This window comes from Desulfitobacterium chlororespirans DSM 11544 (genome assembly GCF_900143285.1).
Lineage (GTDB): Bacteria > Bacillota > Desulfitobacteriia > Desulfitobacteriales > Desulfitobacteriaceae > Desulfitobacterium > Desulfitobacterium chlororespirans.
In genome coordinates, this window is sequence record NZ_FRDN01000004.1 from 287,276 (window position 1) to 303,751 (window position 16,476).

The following is a 16,476-nucleotide window of genomic DNA, read 5'->3' on the forward strand; positions in this document are numbered from 1 at the left end:
CCTGCAGGAGGAACTGCTTATTCTTTTCCGGCGATATATAATTCAGGAAAAATTGAAGCCTAAGAACGGAAGAACCGATCTTAGGCTTCAATTTTTCCTTTTCACTTGGAAATATCCCCACTTAATCCTTCTGAATTCTACGCATTCCATTGGAAATCAATCTTTTAAGCTCTTGATATCTTTTTCAGACAACCCTGTCGCTTCGGCAACTTTCGTTATTTCAAAGCCCAGGTCTAAGAGCTTTTTGGCTACTTCCGCTTTACCTGCTGCTATGCCTGCCGCTCTGCCCTTTTCAAGGGCTTCTTTCAACCGAAGCTCAGCCTCTCTGATGGCTGCTTTTTCATCCAGCACAGCCTTGCGCCGATCAAAATAGGCTTCTCTGATTCTCGGATCATCACTCGTTTCCTCCCAAGCGGTCATCGCTTGATGCAGTACGGGATCTTTCATAGCAATCTCCTCCAATGTCTGCAAGATTTCCTGATTATCCGCTCCTTCCAGGAGCAATAACCAGCGTGCCAATTCATTTTCCCAGGGACTGATTTCCCGGTTCCTCCACTTTGTCAGCAACTTGGGCAGCTCCATGAAGTGCATTTCCAGAGCATCGGTCAGCTGAAATTTCTCTTCATCTTCATAGAGGTGAAACATATTATGGTAGTTGGGAGTCTGCTTCAAATAATTAAAATCCAAAATATTGATCGTAACCGCTTTGGCTAGTTCTTTATAGGCCATCCCTTCGCGAATCTGGCGGGAGTACATCTCAGCCCAATAGTAAAGCGAACGTTTCTCCATGTCATATTGATTGCTCAACTGGATTTCGATATTAATCTGCACCCCTTCACTGGTCTCGGCCCGAACATCAAGGATCGACTTTTTATCTCCTTGGTATTCTTTGTTCAATTCCGGATTCATAATCGTAATTGCCTCGATCCGGCGTTCCTGGGGCAACTTGAGGGCAGCATTGAGAAAGGCGATCAGGATGGCTTCATTGCCTTCTTTGCCAAAAATAAGCTTGAAGGCGTAGTCGATTTTAAGACTGATGAACTCCTTCATACTTTCACCTGCCTTTCTCATTAAACATCTCCTACAGTAGGCTACCCATATTATACCATAATCTTTTCATGCAGACATGATTATTCTCTGTTCGATGGATCATTCAAGGCCAGGCCCATCCTAATGAGTAGGGATGGCCAATGTCCGCTTTAGGCATAGAAGTTCACCCGCCTATCTCATTCATGTTGCGTAAAATCGGCTCATAATTCTCGTTTTGCATAGAGTGTCGATTGGGTTTGGCAAAAACACCATCCAATAAAAAACCCTCATAATTTTCACCATAATTGCGGATATCCAATTCAAGATCAGAATGCAGACAGGGTTTAAGCTTCCCATCAGGGGTAATTCTAATTCGATTGCAAGAGTTACAGAAATGATTGTTCAAGGGACTGATAATTCCCACTCTGCCTTTACTGTTGGGAAGTTTATAGAGACGTGCCACTGCTCCCTGCCCTTTAACAGCCAAAGGCAGCAATTGCGGAACTCTTTTTAAAATCTCCGTACCTGATAAAAAATGTTCTTGATCCCAGCAGCTTGCTTCTCCTATGGGCATGAGTTCTATGAAGCGAATTTCAACATCATCTTCCCTGGTCAAATTCACAAATTCTTCGATTTCATCATCATTGAACCCGCCGATAAGGACAACGTTGATCTTCAGAGGCCATAACTTGGCCTCTTTAGCCGCTTCAATTCCTTCAAGAACAGCAGAAAGCTTGCCGCCTCTCGTAATCTGAGCATATTTCTCCTCATCCAAGCTATCGAGGCTAATATTCACTCTTGTTAGTCCTATTTTCTTGAGCTCATCTGCATACCCACTGAGTAAGGTTCCGTTCGTCGTTAGTCCTAAATCTTTTAATCCCCGTGATTTAAGCTGAGCAATCTGCTCAATAACATCGATAATTCCCTTCCTGACAAGAGGTTCTCCCCCTGTAATTCTTATCTTTTGAAAACCCAAATTAACGGCGCTGAAAGCTATTTGCTCAATTGTTTCGAGGCTGAGAATTTCCTTATGGGCCTTCTTTTTGATTCCCTCTTCCGGCATACAGTAGTTACACCTTAAATTGCACATCCCTGTTACAGATATCCGCAGATAGTTAATATCTCTTCCATAGGAATCCAGCATAATTCCACACTCCTTAAACATAGGGGGCTGTCTCTGTTTCTAATAAGTATGCAATTCACATGCCAAGCTGGTATAGGCAAAAGAAAAACTAGCAAACACTTGTTAAATGAGGGTTTTGTGGCTGTTCTCGTAATTATTTCAGCAAATTCATTTTTGTCTTTTGTCATTTTTGAAAACTTTTTCTTAAATTGAAACAAATGAGACAAACGCAAAGCCGCCTCAAACTTTTATGTGTGTGAGGCAGCTTTGCGTTTGTTCCTTGCTCATTATCACTGACCGCGATTACGCCGCCTTAATCATTCTCAATCGCTTCAATAGAATCACCCACCCGGACTGGACCGCCCTCCAGCACCCGGATGAATATTCCCTCTCTGGGCATGACACAATCTCCAGCCTGATAATAAATTGCACAGCGAGCATGACACTCCTTACCAATTTGCGTGACTTCCCCTAAACCGTTTTCGCCGATCTTAAGTTTTGTTCCGAGCGGCAGACTAACGAGATCAATTCCTTCCGTTGTCAGATTTTCGGCAAAGTCACCTGGTCCAACATCCAATCCCTTGGCTTGCATCTTTTGTATGCTTTCCATAGCGAGCAGGCTGACCTGGCGATGCCAATCACCCCCATGGGCATCTCCTTCAATTCCAAATTTAACTTGGAGCGTCCCTTCACCTATGTTTTTTTTGCGCATCCCTTTTTTCGGACTGGTACAAACAGCAATGATTTTACCCATTCTTTTTACTCCCCTTACATTAAATAAAATTTTTCCTATTGCTTAACGCTTTCTTTTTGCTTAATGCATTTTTCGTGGACAGAATACCCAGCTTACCGTTGTTAAGAAAAATAGCTAATTCACCATTGACAAAATAGCTATATCAATTTATATTAATAGCTAATAAAGCAAATGGAGGTGGTCCCATGCGGATCAATGCCACGGACCTGCAAAACGCCTTCGGCAAATATCTGGCCCTGACCGAAAAGGAAGATATCATTATTACCAAGAACGGCCGGAGCGTCGCCAAGCTCACCCGCTATAACGAACCGGATTATTTTTTGATCCACGAAGAAGCGTTAAAGTACAAAACAACCAGAAAGATCAGCTATGAAGAGTATATGGAACTGGTGGAATCCTCCGATCAGCGCTACGAACTGATCGACGGTGAAGTCTACCTGCTGGCCTCCCCTGCTTTTGATCACCAGGTGGTACTCAACGAAATAGCGGGGTATTTTTACAACTATTTTAAAGGAAAACCCTGCCGGTCTTTGACCGCGCCCCTGGACGTAAGGCTCTTCGGCTATGCGACTAAATTTGAGGAAGATCCCAATGTGGTGCAGCCGGATATCGTGGTGGTCTGCGACGAAGACAAAGTCAATGCCGACAACCGCTACGAGGGGATTCCCTCTTTGGTGGTGGAAGTCCTGTCCCCATCCACGAAGGGCAAGGATATGGTGACGAAGTTAAACCTTTACATGAAAAGCGGCGTCCGGGAATACTGGATTGTGGATTTGGCGGAGCGGAGCATCACTCACTATGCTTTTTCCGGAGAAAGGGATATCGAACGCCTGATCATCCTCCGGGAGGATGATATCGTCCGTTCTCCGCTTTTCCCGGGCCTGGAGATACGCCTGCCCGATCTTTTTGAGGAGATCCGGCCCAAAACCCCGAAAGACTGAATTGAAATACACAAGCGCCTGCTAAAGCATTTCCCGGCACGCAATGACGTTTGAGCCACAGCATCCCAACTCTATCCAATGGTCTTGAAAATGTGATTCAATTCTATCACAGTAATATTTGTCGCTTTTGACTATGCATAGTGAACTTGAAGGAGTTTTTCACAACAAAGAAATTCTCCTTTGCGAAAGCGCACCTTACCGGCTATTTGGTAGCCTAATTGATGATAAAAACTTACCGCTTTCGGATTTTTTGCAAAGACATCCAGACGGATCGCCTCATATTTCCTGCTCTGCGCCAGCTCCTCAACGTACCTTATCAGCTGCCGGGCAATTCCCCGGCCTTCATATTGCGGGTGTACCATTAACCTGTGAATGACGGCAATTCTTTCCCTTTCATATTGCCAACTGACTTCTTTATATTCCGGATCTTGCTCTTCATTGATGACAATACACGCGATCGCTTCCCCGGATTCATCATCCAGTACAAGATATAAGGATTCACTGCGGATATCGTCAAGAAAAACTTTTCGATCAGGATAAATCTCATCCCATTGGTCTATTTGGTTACTGAACATATGTGCGGAACAGCTCCGGCATAAACGGCAGACCCTTTCCAGATGTTTTTCGGAAGCTGGAATGATATCCATAATCCACTCCTTTAATTCTTGACAAATTTTCGCCTGAATATCACCTTAACACACTAACAACCGAATCCCCCCTGCCGACTAAGACTTCCGCTGCACAATCGATAAACAAGCCATGTTCGATAACACCGGGGATTTCCTTCAGCCATGCTCCTAATTCTCCGGGATGATCAAGGTTGTCAGGATATAAGTCCAGAATATAATGATCACTGTCCGTCCGAAAGGGTTGACCGCTCTCAAGCCTCATAACAGGGTTTAACCCTTCCACACTCAATCTTTTATAAACCTGGCGATACCCGAATGGGCTCACCTCCACCGGCACGGGAACTCCTCCCAGTTTTGGCGCCATTTTGCCGGCGTCCACTACCCAAATCACTTTAGCCGACGCGTAAGCAACAACTTTTTCAAAGAATAAAGCTCCCCCACCGCCTTTGATTCCATTCAACTTCTGATCAATTTCGTCAGCGCCATCGATCGTAAGGTCAATTGTCTCCACATCATTAATGGAAACCAGCTCGATTCCCAAACTGCCGGCAAGTTCCGTCGTCGATTTTGAGGTGGAAACCCCCTGGATCTTCATCCCGTTTTTGACCAGTTCGACAATTTTTCGAATGGTATAGAATACTGTTGAACCTGTACCCAGACCAACGACCATACCATCGCGTACATACTCCGCTGCTTTTTCACCGGCCTGTTGTTTTTCCTTTATCCGGCACATCTCAAGCACTGCCTCCCCACATTCCCAGGCCAAAAGCTGCCCATACCTTTCGCGCTGTTTTTTCATCCATTCCAAATTTGCCGGATACATAGGACAGCACGATTTGAGAGCAGTCATTCTGATCCATATTTTCACCCTTTCTCTTCAATGCCATAACACCAGCAATATCTGTTCATAACCGTACTTTCACAATTCGGTATAAGGCAAGCCAATTCCTCCGCCTCAAGCACGTATTGTTTTCACGGTCTGTAATCACTTCCTTTGAATTTTTCCTCCATAATACTCAGAGCAAAAACCAGGGCCTCAATATCTTCTTTCGTGGTGTAAACACCCATACCTACCCTGGTGGTGCCGTAAATACCTATGCGGGTCATGAAATGGATGGCGCAGTGGGTATTCCCGCGAACGCAAACTCCTAAATGGCCGAGAACGAAAGCAGGCTGGCTGTTGCCCACCCCAAAATTGGTAAAGGAAATCAGCCCGAGCCCCCCGTCCTCCCGGGAATGATCGCCCCGGACGCAGGCAGAATCCAGGGTGCTCAAAGCTAGCAGGGCATATTGAGACATAGCCCGGGAATGCTTTTCCACATTGTCCAGCCCTAAGTCTTCCAGATATTCGGCGGCCGCCCCCATGCCGATCACTTGTTCAATAGGAGGCGTGCCCAGTTCAAAGCAATAGGGGACCCGGCGGTGATAAAAACCGCTCAGTCCTACTTCCGATATTTCACCGCCGCCCACAGCTACCGGACGCATCTGCTCATGGATCCTTTCCGCGGCCCAAAGTACGCCGATCCCCGTAGGGCCATAGATTTTATGACCGGAAAAAGCCAGAAAATCGGCGTCCAGGTCTTTCACATCGATCTTGATATGCTGGATGGATTGGGCCGCATCGACCAGCACCACGGCGCCAGCCTCATGGGCCAGCCGGGTCATTGCTTTGATCGGGTTTAATAAGCCGAGGACATTGGAGATCTGGGCAACGCAAACCAGTTTGGGTCCTTCTTTTAAAAGCTCTTTATAGGCATGCCTATCCAGACGGCCGCTGGGGTCGATGGGAATATATTTGAGGGCAACGCCCAGATAGTCCCCCAGGAATTGCCAGGGCATCAGGTTGGAATGATGCTCGGAAAGGGCAACTAAAATGAGATCGCCCTTTTTCAGGTTAAATAAACCCCAGGCTTGAGCCACTAAATTGCAGCTTGCCGAAGTATTGCCGGTAAAAATGATTTCATGAGCTTCGCCATTGATCAAATGAGCAATCTTTTCCCGGGCAGCTTCATATTGAGCGGTAGCGTCCCCGGAAATCTGATAATAGCCGCGCCAGATATTGGCATGATAAGAACGGACAAATTCGTTTCCCGCCTCCATAACCTGGTAGGGTCTTTGGGTTGTGGCTGCCGAATCTAAATAGACAAGGGAATCTCCATGCTCAAGGGAGGAAAGCAGCGGGAAGTCTTTGCGGTTTCTTTTCGCCCAGTTATCCCAGTAGGCCAAATCTTCAACAGGCTGTTTCGCCAACAGCTGATCAATTTTATCCAGACAGGTTTTGGCTTTGGTCACAAACTCTGAAGGCTTCAGCCCTTTTCTGCGGGCCGCCTGAATTTCCGCGGGGGACGGTTGGGCACGGGCCTTTCTCACTGCCCGCAAAGCAGGCATTTCTATATTTTTTACAAACCCCTCATATCCTTCGGGAAAGAGCACCGGGCCGTAAGCCTTATCTTCCCCCAAGAGGACGGATTCGGCTTCATATAAGCGAATCGGCACGCTTATGCCGGCAATTGCCAGGGAATGAAAGCTTTTTTCCGTGACCTTTGCCAATAAGGATTTGCTGAGCAGGATAGGGGTTCCGCCACGCCATTCGGCATAGGAGGTGAAGATTTCGCCCTGAGGATTGGCCTCAAAAGCGGCGCGCATCTTTTTGATGTGACGGACTTGCAGCTGAACCTGATCACCGGCCAACAACAGACAGGAGTCGCCCCCGGATTGTTGGAGCAGTTCCTTGAATAGGGTTAGTTGCCCGAGGGAATAATGCTTGATTTCAAATTTATGGGTGGCATTGATTTGGTCCACCCTGGCCCGGTCATAGGGAATAAGCTGAACAGCCAGATCCTGAACAGCGGCGGCGATTTCATCAGCATAATTTTCAACCAAAAGGTAGATATCCCTTATTCCCGCCTCCAGTATGTTTTGAATCACCCGGTGAATAATGATCCCGCCGTCATAGATCTGCAAGGGCCGGGGCGCCGGGTTCTTTTGGTCGATATCCTTGGCTTTCCGATGAAAGGCTTTAATCTCCGCTTCTGTCATTTTCAACGCCTGGTCCGGACCAAGTTCGACGGTTACAGGGATTTTGCGGACATCGGTAGCCAGAACAACCGCCGTGATTTTATCCATTTGAGCCGGTTCAATGTCGTCAAGGCTGCTTTGATATTTATGATAAGGGGTCTGGGGGATATGTGAGGTTTCTCTAATCATTGCCCTTCCTCCTTGCGCTTTTTTCGGTCATTGCCTTCTCCTTCCTTATTAGGTCAGGCTGCCGCCGCAGCTGCTGCCGGAAGCCGCCGTACAGCTGTAGCAGACCGGATGGGTAACGATATCCCGGACCATCGGCGAACGGCCGATCAGTTCCCCTATTTTGGCCGGACCAATAATCGGCAGCCCCAGCACATGATTATAGTCACAATCATAAAGACCGCCGTCCCAATCCACATTGAGCTGATCACGGCACATGATATGGGGCACCGTTGCCGGATTAAAATGATCACTCTGCAGTTTCAGAAAATACCCGAATTTCCCCGTTTTCTTCAAGGCTTTGCCGAATCGCCCGAGGGGACAATTGCCCAGGGCCAGCAGATGATTGAAGTCGACACCATAATTCTGTTTCAACGCTTTTTTATAAACTTCTTCCAGTGAAGACTGATCCGGCGGCAGGAAGGGGCCTGCCACGTTATAAACAAGATCCAGGGCCAATTGCGGATCTCTGCCGTAACCGACGGAATTCAGTTCCTGTAAGACCTTGACCACAACGGCAAAGACCTTGTTCCCCCGCTGAGCATCGACGCCTTCCTCCGTATAAGAAGGAAGGGAGGCAACCAGCTTGACCTTGCCTTCCTTATAGACGCCGATCAGATGAGCGTACCTGGCATCATCTAAAATCACCAGGTTGGTGCGGACTATGATTTGACCTAAAGCGGAGGCCTCCCGGATGAACCATGCCAGGGCGGGGTTCATCTCCGGCGAGCCGCCGGTGATATCCATGGTCCTGAATCCGCCTTCCCGGAAAACTTGCAGGCATTCCGCCATGGTTTCCCTGCTCATGGTCTCGGTGCGGTCCGGCCCGCATTCCAGGAAGCAATGGCTGCAAGCCAGATTGCAGCCATAACCCACATTAACCTGCAGGGTATCAAGCCGGGGCCTGGCCCGCAAAAGATTGGGATATCCCACCCGCTCGTGAAAGGGCTTGATGCCTTGTTTAGCGCATTCTTCTTCCAGCATGGCCAAAGTGATCCTGGGGACCTCTTCCTTTGACTCGTGGCTTACGGGCACCACTTCATCCCCGGCAGACGCGAACAGTCCATAATGAAGGCTAGGGTCTCCCGTGATGCGGAAGTGGCGGCCATAGCGCGTCTCCTGCAGCATGGTGCCGGCATTGCCGCTGATGAAAGCAGGACGGTCTTTGCGAAAACGATAAAAGGTGCTAAGGTCAAAATAGCGTTTATTCTCAGCCATTGTACCGAGATACACCGCGGTCTGCCCGTAGTCCTCCTCTCGGTCCTCAAGGGATGCTGTTTTCAGGGCGCGTACCGTACGGGAGGTGAAAATGATGTCGCCTACCTTTAAAATAGTTTCGGCGTCGGTGATATGAACAGGATCAATGGCTGTATAATAGAAGTTTGCCCAGCCGCATTTTTGCATTAATCGGCGGAAATCCTCTGTATAGAGGGCGCCCCCGAGGCATTCCCCCCGCAGGACCAGGTCCTCGTTCAACCTGGCGGGCACGCGCCGGTCTGCGAAAATATCGGAAAAATACAATTCCCCGCCGTCTTTCAGCACACGGTAGATCTCCCGGAACACCCGTTCCTTGAAGGGCGAAAGGTTGATTACGCAATTGGAGATCACTACATCCATGGTGCCGCTCTCAATCCCCAGGCTCTCCAGATCTTCGATATAGCCCTGCCGGAAGATGACATTGGATGCTGCGTAACCGAAGACTTTGGCCTGGGTGCTCTGATATTTCTGGGCGATTCCGATTTGCTCCGCTGTCATATCCACTCCGATCACCCGGCCCTGGGATCCCACAAGCTTTGAAGCTACATAGGTGTCCCGGCCGGTGCCGCAGCCCAGATCCAGAACGGTGCAGCCCTCCAGAGCGGGGGGCAGGGGTGAGCCGCAGCCGTAAAAACGCTCGGCGATCTCCGGCGCAATCAACGGCAGCACATCGCGGACATACTTCGGCGGCGGGCTCCCGCAGCTGCAGGCATTTGTCCTTAAATCCTCACTGCCCTGCAGGATCTTGCCATAATATTCTTTAATTTGATCCCTGTTATCGATCATACTTTCACCTTATTTCTATCTCACTCTTATCTCACTCTTATCTCACTCTTATCTCACTTTTATCTCACTTTTATCTCACTTTTATCTCACTTTTATCTCATTCTAACCCTTCGTCCATCATGCCGAAGCACTCCGTGAAGAACACATCACAGCTTAAATGATGCTTTGCCGCCGTCTCTTCCAGGGATTCGTCCATAAGCCTGATCAGCAGCTGGGATTCACAAGCCGCCCGGGCATTGATGATCACACGCAGCTTATCATATTGCCCTTCAAGCTTCCGTTCATATTCCGAATCATAATCGACACCGAGGAGGGAAGCTTTGCTGAAGTCTTTTTCCGCACCGGTGGCGAAGAGCTTCAAATGGGGCACATTGCGTCTGTTTTCAATCAATTTTTCCCGGAAAAATTCGATGTAATCGTGGATGACTTGGTTATAATCGACGGCTGAACCCTCTTTGCTCTTCAGAAAAAAACGTCGGTTGTACCAGCTGAGCTTGTTTTCTGCCGCAATGAATTCGAGTCCCCCGTAACCGATATCGACGACCTTCAGTTTGGCGTCGTTGGTCATGATATGATCTACGACGTCCTGGATATTAGTCTTCGCTTTGGCCGAAATCGCGTACACCGGCACATCCGGGCAAGCCTCCCGGAGAAAACCCATATATTTTTCAACGTCTTCTCCGGAAAGCAGATCGATCTTATTGAGAACAACGGCATCCGCTTCCTCAAGCTGGGCACTGAGCAAAAATTTCATTTCCTCAGGCAGATGGATATCCGCCTGTTCCGGCATGATCATCCGCAGCCTTTCCGGGTCCACGACAACCAGGAAGGGAGCCAGCCGGAACTCCTCTCCGTAATCCTTATGCAGACGATGATATACAAGGTCCAGCGCCCCGATGCCACAGCCCGGGATGTCAGACATGATAAGGTCGGGCTGAACGCTGTTGCGGATTTTGCGCAGAATCCCCACCAGTGCCTCCGTTTGATAACAGATGCAGCCGCCGGCCAGCGGCGTTACGTAACAATCCGTGGTCGAGGTAAAGTCTGCGTCAACCAGATTTTTGGCACCCAGATCATTGGCGATAATCGCCGCTTTCCCGCCGCTTTGGTCGATAGATTGCGCCAGTGCGATCATGCTGGTGGTTTTACCGGCGCCTAAAAAACCGCTGACGACCATAAATTTTGTTTTGTTCATTTCCTTCCTCCTCCGGATCAATTTCAACTAAACAAGATCTGCATGGAATAAGCTACGTTGAGCAGCAACTCCCCGTACTTACCCGCAAATACGTTAAACACTCCCTCCGGCGTCGGATAAAGACAATCTACTTTCCCTTGCAGCTCCCGTATTATATCCTGGAGTACATGTAAGAAAGCGCAATCAGCCGCCAGGCTTTTGCTTGCCGCAGCAGCCTGTCGCGCTGGCGATCGGATCGGGCATAATGTAATCCTCGGGATTCCCGGCCTTCCACCAATTTCTACCATCTGTGCGAAAGCGCGGGTCGGGGTCGATCGGCACGCAGGCAAAGCCTGCGTCTTCGATGAGCTTTTTCGCTTCATCGACGGTGAAGCCGCGCCAGACATTTTTATTGAGTGCCGCGTCGCGGGGGTTTGCTCCGCGCTCCACCGTGAAGCCGCAGCCGCCGGCATACAGGGCTTCGGGAATGGCGGGATGTATGCTGCAGCTGTGAACATGGGTGCCGATTGACAAGCGCACTGCCGCCAGGATGTGCAGCATGCGCTCTTGCGAAATCGGCTCCATACCCCCGAAAGGTGTTCCCGGAACGTTTACGCGCGCCATGACGCCCATACTGTGGGGTCCCATCGCCATATTCTCCAGGATGCGGTCGGCAAGCTCCTCGTTGGTATGTTCGATGCCGATCGGCTCAATGCATGTTCCCCAGCGCAGCGGCGACTCGGCAATTGCTTTAATGGTCTGTTTGCGCAGATCGACGCTGAAGGGGGTGTCGGTACCTTCGCGCAGGCGGATCACGTGATAGGCGCTCGTCGCACCCGCCTGATAGGCGGCTTCGGCCATCGCAGGCGTCATTTCACCGACGTTCAGATTGATTAGGTAGCCGCCCGGCACTTGCTGGCGAATGTCGCCTAACCATTCGGTCAACACTTTGAGATCGTAAAATTCCGTGGACCGTAGGGTTATCGTGGTCACGCCTGCTGCGACGTATTCACGGACCATATTGATGATCTCTTCTTTGGTGTAGACAATGTCTTCCGTCACGATCCCCCATTCGGTGCCGAACGAACAGAACTTGCAATTCATGTCGCAGCTGCACAGATCCACGCCGATGGCACCTGAGATGCCGGCGCAGCCGCCCGATGCGGCATGGGCAATTTTCGTGGCGCACTGTTTCAGGTAAGCAACCTCCTCGGAGCTGGGGTCCATGGCCAGCATGCGGATAATGGCCTCCCGTGGCTGGACGGCACCGCGCAGACTCTCGTCGGTTACGCGGTCGATAAATGCTTTGGTTTCCTCGTTCATGATTCTCTCTCCTTGTTTTTCTCATGTGTGATCAGATCCGAATCTGTAGGGCTGTGCAATTCGTTAAGGCGCTGCCGGCAGGTGTTCTTTTGTTCCTGTACTGACTTCAGCTTGTGCCGGCACTCGGTGCGGGCTCAACCAGCTTTGGCCGGATGGCCTAATGCCATGTGGTGAGCTTCTCCTGAAGCCAGGCAGTACCGTAGTTCAGAATGGTGACGACGATACCGCAGACGATGATGCCGGCTAGGATGTTGGCATAGTTGGCGAAAACGTTGGCGTTGGATATGAAGTAGCCGATGCCGGATTTCGTACCGAAACTCTCCGCGTACATCAGCATCAGAAACCCTGTCGTCAGGGACACGCGCATGCCCTTCAGCAGGTCCGGGACGATAAAGGGAAAAATGACTTTCGTGATCATCGTAATATAGCCAACTTTAAGTACCCGCGCGTTGTCGATGATCGCCTTGGGCAGCGACCCGACCCGCAAAATCATGTTGAGAAACTGGGGCCAGAATACGCCAAGCAGAATGACCATGACGGCAGCCAAGCGGTATGTGGGCATGAGGATGACCAAAAAAGGCGTGAAGATCACCGAGGGTATAGGTGCCAAAACGTTAGCGATAGGATAGAACATGACACGTAGGCGTGGAACCCAGCCGCAGATAATGCCCAAAGCTGCCCCGAAGAACATCCCCAGGATGTAGCCGGACAGCAAAAGTGTAAGCGACGAATACACACCGAAAGCCAGCTCCTTGCCTGATCTTACAAACACGTGGAAGACGTTTTCCGGTGAGGGAATCAGGACATTGTGCGCTAAGCCGAGTTTGGTTGACATTACCTCCCAGATGATGAGCAACATCCAAGCGAAGCTGATGATGTCGACACATCCGACGGGCAATCCTTCGCGGATCCGGTTTTTGCTCCGCCAGAGAGCGAGGAGGAAGAGCCCTTCGATGATGGCCACTGCCACCAGCAAGGCCGTCGATGGGTACACCTTGCGCGTGTCAGGCATAAATAAAATGATGGCCACAAGAGCTGCGAGCAATACGTGGCTGATGATTAGCATGCGTTTCACGTGTCTCATCGTCCGACACCACTTTCCCATACTTGTTCGCACTCCATAGGCTCATGCGAAGCCTCTTTAGCGTTATAAAACAGTTCTAACAGATCAGCCTTGATTCTTTTGTACTCTGGGGAGCCGGGGTAGGTCTCAGGATCGCGCGGACGCTCCGCGCCAACCTCGAAGCTTTGGTGAAAGACTCCATTGGTCATGAAGATAATTCGGTCAGCCAGAAAAATTGCCTCATCGATATCATGGGTGATGAAAACCGCCGTTTTACGAATCTCCTCCCGGATCCAGAGGTTTTCCATGATCGCCTGGAGTTCGCGGCGCGTTTTTACGTCCAGAGCGCCGAAAGGCTCGTCGAACAGCAGTATCTCGGCATCCATAGCCAAAGCCCGGGCAATAGCGACGCGCTGCTGCATGCCGCCGGAAAGCTGGTAAGGGTGCAGGTCCTGAGCCTTTTCCATGTTGACCTTGACAAGGTACTCTTGGGATATGTCCCGTATCTGCTGTTTGCTCAGGTTTCTGCCCAGTTCAACAGAGGCCTGCCTGACCCCGAATTCGACATTCTTAAGCGCTGTCAGCCATGGGAACAAGGCATAGTTCTGGAAGACGACGGCGCGATCAAGTCCAGGCCTGTTGAGGGGCTTATTGTCAATAGCTATCGTGCCCGCGACCGGGCGAAGAAGCCCGGCCAGATTCTGAAGCAGCGTTGTCTTCCCGCAACCGGAGTGGCCCACGAGACATAAGAATTCGCCGTCACGAACGATGAGATTCAGATGTTTGAGAACTAATTCGTCATCGGTGAAACCTTGCTCCCGATGTCGTTTACGCAGGTGTTTGGGGATGTTATCATCTTCATAGGCAAAGCATACGTTGTCCAACACCAGTTCGCCCATGTTATCACTTCCTTCTTTGCCAGAGAACACGCCGGCTGCGCTTTCCCGTGTTTTTACAGGTTGTGCGCTGCGAAATTCTGATCAAGGGTTTTGTATGTCTCGTTGTTGGGTTCACGCTCCAGCATAATGTCGAGCGCTTGGCGGTAGATGTCGGAGACGGCGTATTCGTCGATGCTGTACGGGGTCTCGGGATCGATCTCTCCGAGTTCCTGCAAAGCGTCATAAAATTCCTTCACGGCGTTGCAATACGGGTCGGGCGATAAGTTCATGACATTGCGATACGTCGCCGTTCCGTACATGGCGGCTTCGACGTAATCAGCTTCCTGACTCGAGTATTCGCAGAGCATGGGGATGACTGCGTCTTTGTTGTTCAGATAGTAGTCATATCCACGCAGGAGCGCAACTTCAAAATCGACCAGGGACAGGTATTTAGTGTTATAGGCATCGACGGAACAGTTTTGGCGGCAGCAGGGATAATTACCCGTCACGTCTACGACGGTACCTGCGACTTTAAGGTCGTCGATGCCCAGAGAAAAGCCCATGGCGTTGTTGGTGATCCATAAGTCGTGCTGGCCGGAGCGCAAGCCCTCCATGGCGGTCGTGGAGTTGTCGACGTATACAAATTCAACATCCTTGTTGAGCTCAAGGCCGTTTTTCTGCAGATGATTTTTGAGAAACATTTGGCCGGTTTCCTCGCGGCTGCAGGCGATATTGAGATCACGAAAGTCGTCGGCGGTCTTGAGGGGTCTGTTGAAAGAAGTGTGAGACAGTATCTCGCTGCCGTTAAGAATGGTTCCTCCAAAAATATAGATTCCAGTTCCTTGGGATATGTATGTGCAGGCGGGGACGACACCGAACAGGTCGATGTCCAGCCGGTTGACACTCATGGAGGCCATGGCGTCGGCCAAGGCGATGGTCTGGAATTCGACGTTGCAGCCCTCTTCCTGGAAATAACCGAGCTTGTCGGCGATGATGGCGGGAGCGATCTTGATTAGTTTGCCGGTGACGCCGCATACCAAACGCTGGCCTTTCCCTTCGCTTTTGAAAGCAGGCGCTTCGGCGCCTGGGCCGAGTACCGGCGTGGTGTTGTTCGCGTTGCACCCACTCAACGATCCCATGGCAAACGCGGCTGCAACGGAGGCCGTGCCCACTACCCCGAGAAATCTGCGTCTGGACATATTTTTTTCCATGATTTTTCCCCCTTTCATATTTTCATAATAGCTACCCATTGCTGTGTTCCACCCTGATATTAACCGACGTCATGCCGTAGTTCCGAACATGGCCGACGGCCCCTCCAGGACCTCCCAGCCGGCTTCCCGCAATTCATCCTGACGCAGTTTGACAGTGGAGCCTTTGACTGTATTGGTCTCCGTATCCCGCGGATTGGAGCCGACTTCCGCCCAGGTCAGGTTAACACCGGTCATAGCCCCGATTTCGAGCCCACCGCAATGTCCTCTCACCCGGTAGCCTACGGCCAGCTTTACGGCTGCAATGATAAGAGAGGTTTGGGCACTTGTTAATACGCCATGATCTTCCAGGACTGAACCGGATATATGCACCCGGCCTCCCGCGCCGGCATGTACAGGCCGTATTTCTCTGATGAGCATGGTTTTTTCTATAATCTCCTCTTTGGTATGCTCCGGCCCGATGGGCTCAACGGCAGTTCCTATCAGCAAACCGGTTTTTTGGGCTGCGGCAATGGTCTTCAGCCTGGTCCGGGGATGAATAGCCGTGGTCGTTCCCTCGCCCATATGTACTACATGGTAAATGCCATGAAATCCGGCTTTTTTCAAAGCCCGTGCTCCGTCATCATCAAAATCATCCGTATTGGCGATAAACGTGGTCTCCGGCTTCAAGGCCGCCTTGACCTCCTTGGCCATCCGGATAAAGTCCGCAAAGGGGTACTTGGCCGTTTCCATCAGATAAACAGCATTGGCGCCGTCCGCTTCCAGGGTCAGACAGCTGGCAATCACTTCCTCTAATGAGCGCACCATCGGCTGAGGAAAAACTTTGTTGACAGCGGCGAAGGAACAGAATCCGCAGTTTTTGGGACAGGGACCATTATCAATCCCTACCTGAGCATGGACTTCCGCCTTCCCCCCGGAAGCAGCCTCACTCATCTTGCGGGAAGCATAGCGGATCATGAATGATTCTTCGGACAAATAATGAACGGAAAGCAATCCCAGGAGTTCCTCCTCATTGATTTCTCCGCCGTCCATGGCTTTACGAATAATCTGATCGATTTTTTTATCCAA

At 50.3% G+C, this 16,476-nt stretch carries 15 protein-coding genes; 1 reads left to right on the forward strand and 14 read right to left on the reverse strand.

The window, feature by feature from the left end; all coding sequences use genetic code 11:
- Window positions 1-156: 156 nt before the first annotated feature.
- From BUA14_RS04205 to BUA14_RS04215, 3 genes are all read right to left on the reverse strand, one after another.
- On the reverse strand, window positions 157-1,050 hold the full coding sequence (locus BUA14_RS04205) for an Rpn family recombination-promoting nuclease/putative transposase (RefSeq protein ID WP_427846682.1): 894 nt from the start codon (window positions 1,048-1,050) through the stop codon (window positions 157-159).
- Between the two features lie 163 nt (window positions 1,051-1,213).
- On the reverse strand, window positions 1,214-2,173 hold the full coding sequence (gene moaA / locus BUA14_RS04210) for a GTP 3',8-cyclase MoaA (RefSeq protein ID WP_072771424.1): 960 nt from the start codon (window positions 2,171-2,173) through the stop codon (window positions 1,214-1,216).
- A gap of 292 nt (window positions 2,174-2,465) precedes the next feature.
- Window positions 2,466-2,906, reverse strand: a complete 441-nt coding sequence (locus BUA14_RS04215; protein WP_072771425.1) for an MOSC domain-containing protein — start codon at window positions 2,904-2,906, stop codon at window positions 2,466-2,468.
- A gap of 185 nt (window positions 2,907-3,091) precedes the next feature.
- Between BUA14_RS04215 and BUA14_RS04220 the strand changes: the two genes are divergently transcribed.
- Window positions 3,092-3,847, forward strand: coding sequence for a type II toxin-antitoxin system prevent-host-death family antitoxin (locus BUA14_RS04220; RefSeq protein WP_072771426.1), 756 nt, complete (start codon window positions 3,092-3,094; stop codon window positions 3,845-3,847).
- 131 nt (window positions 3,848-3,978) lie between these two features.
- On the opposite strand, the gene BUA14_RS04225 is transcribed toward BUA14_RS04220, so the two are convergent.
- The 11 genes from BUA14_RS04225 to BUA14_RS04275 all read right to left on the reverse strand — a co-directional run bounded on the left by BUA14_RS04225 (window position 3,979) and on the right by BUA14_RS04275 (window position 16,476).
- A complete protein-coding gene (locus BUA14_RS04225; RefSeq protein WP_072771427.1) occupies window positions 3,979-4,494 on the reverse strand; it encodes a GNAT family N-acetyltransferase in 516 nt (171 codons plus the stop codon).
- Window positions 4,495-4,534: 40 nt separating this feature from the next.
- A complete protein-coding gene (gene rpiA, locus BUA14_RS04230) occupies window positions 4,535-5,209 on the reverse strand; it encodes a ribose-5-phosphate isomerase RpiA (RefSeq protein WP_072771428.1) in 675 nt (224 codons plus the stop codon).
- 1 nt (window position 5,210) lies between these two features.
- Window positions 5,211-5,336 carry a hypothetical protein gene (locus BUA14_RS28715; RefSeq protein WP_282433330.1) on the reverse strand — a complete coding sequence of 42 codons (126 nt, stop codon included), beginning with the start codon at window positions 5,334-5,336 and terminating at the stop codon, window positions 5,211-5,213.
- 112 nt (window positions 5,337-5,448) lie between these two features.
- Window positions 5,449-7,683, reverse strand: a complete 2,235-nt coding sequence (locus BUA14_RS27150; RefSeq protein ID WP_084078411.1) for an aminotransferase class V-fold PLP-dependent enzyme — start codon at window positions 7,681-7,683, stop codon at window positions 5,449-5,451.
- A 48-nt stretch (window positions 7,684-7,731) separates the two neighbouring features.
- Window positions 7,732-9,762: an arsenosugar biosynthesis radical SAM (seleno)protein ArsS gene (arsS, locus tag BUA14_RS04240; RefSeq protein ID WP_072771429.1), complete on the reverse strand. Its 2,031-nt coding sequence runs from the start codon at window positions 9,760-9,762 to the stop codon at window positions 7,732-7,734.
- A 97-nt stretch (window positions 9,763-9,859) separates the two neighbouring features.
- Window positions 9,860-10,957, reverse strand: a complete 1,098-nt coding sequence (locus BUA14_RS04245) for a GTP-binding protein (protein WP_072771430.1) — start codon at window positions 10,955-10,957, stop codon at window positions 9,860-9,862.
- Between the two features lie 183 nt (window positions 10,958-11,140).
- Complete coding sequence (locus BUA14_RS04250; RefSeq protein WP_072771431.1) at window positions 11,141-12,259, reverse strand: biotin synthase BioB; 1,119 nt, start codon at window positions 12,257-12,259, stop codon at window positions 11,141-11,143.
- A gap of 157 nt (window positions 12,260-12,416) precedes the next feature.
- Entirely contained in the window at window positions 12,417-13,325 is a 909-nt protein-coding gene (locus BUA14_RS04255) for an ABC transporter permease (RefSeq protein ID WP_242954570.1), read from the reverse strand.
- 14 nt (window positions 13,326-13,339) lie between these two features.
- Complete coding sequence (locus BUA14_RS27155; protein WP_084078415.1) at window positions 13,340-14,221, reverse strand: ABC transporter ATP-binding protein; 882 nt, start codon at window positions 14,219-14,221, stop codon at window positions 13,340-13,342.
- A 53-nt stretch (window positions 14,222-14,274) separates the two neighbouring features.
- Window positions 14,275-15,411 (reverse strand): ABC transporter substrate-binding protein, encoded by a 1,137-nt coding sequence (locus BUA14_RS04270; protein ID WP_178371625.1) that lies wholly within the window; start codon window positions 15,409-15,411, stop codon window positions 14,275-14,277.
- Between the two features lie 69 nt (window positions 15,412-15,480).
- Window positions 15,481-16,476 (reverse strand): radical SAM protein, encoded by a 996-nt coding sequence (locus tag BUA14_RS04275; RefSeq protein WP_072771434.1) that lies wholly within the window; start codon window positions 16,474-16,476, stop codon window positions 15,481-15,483.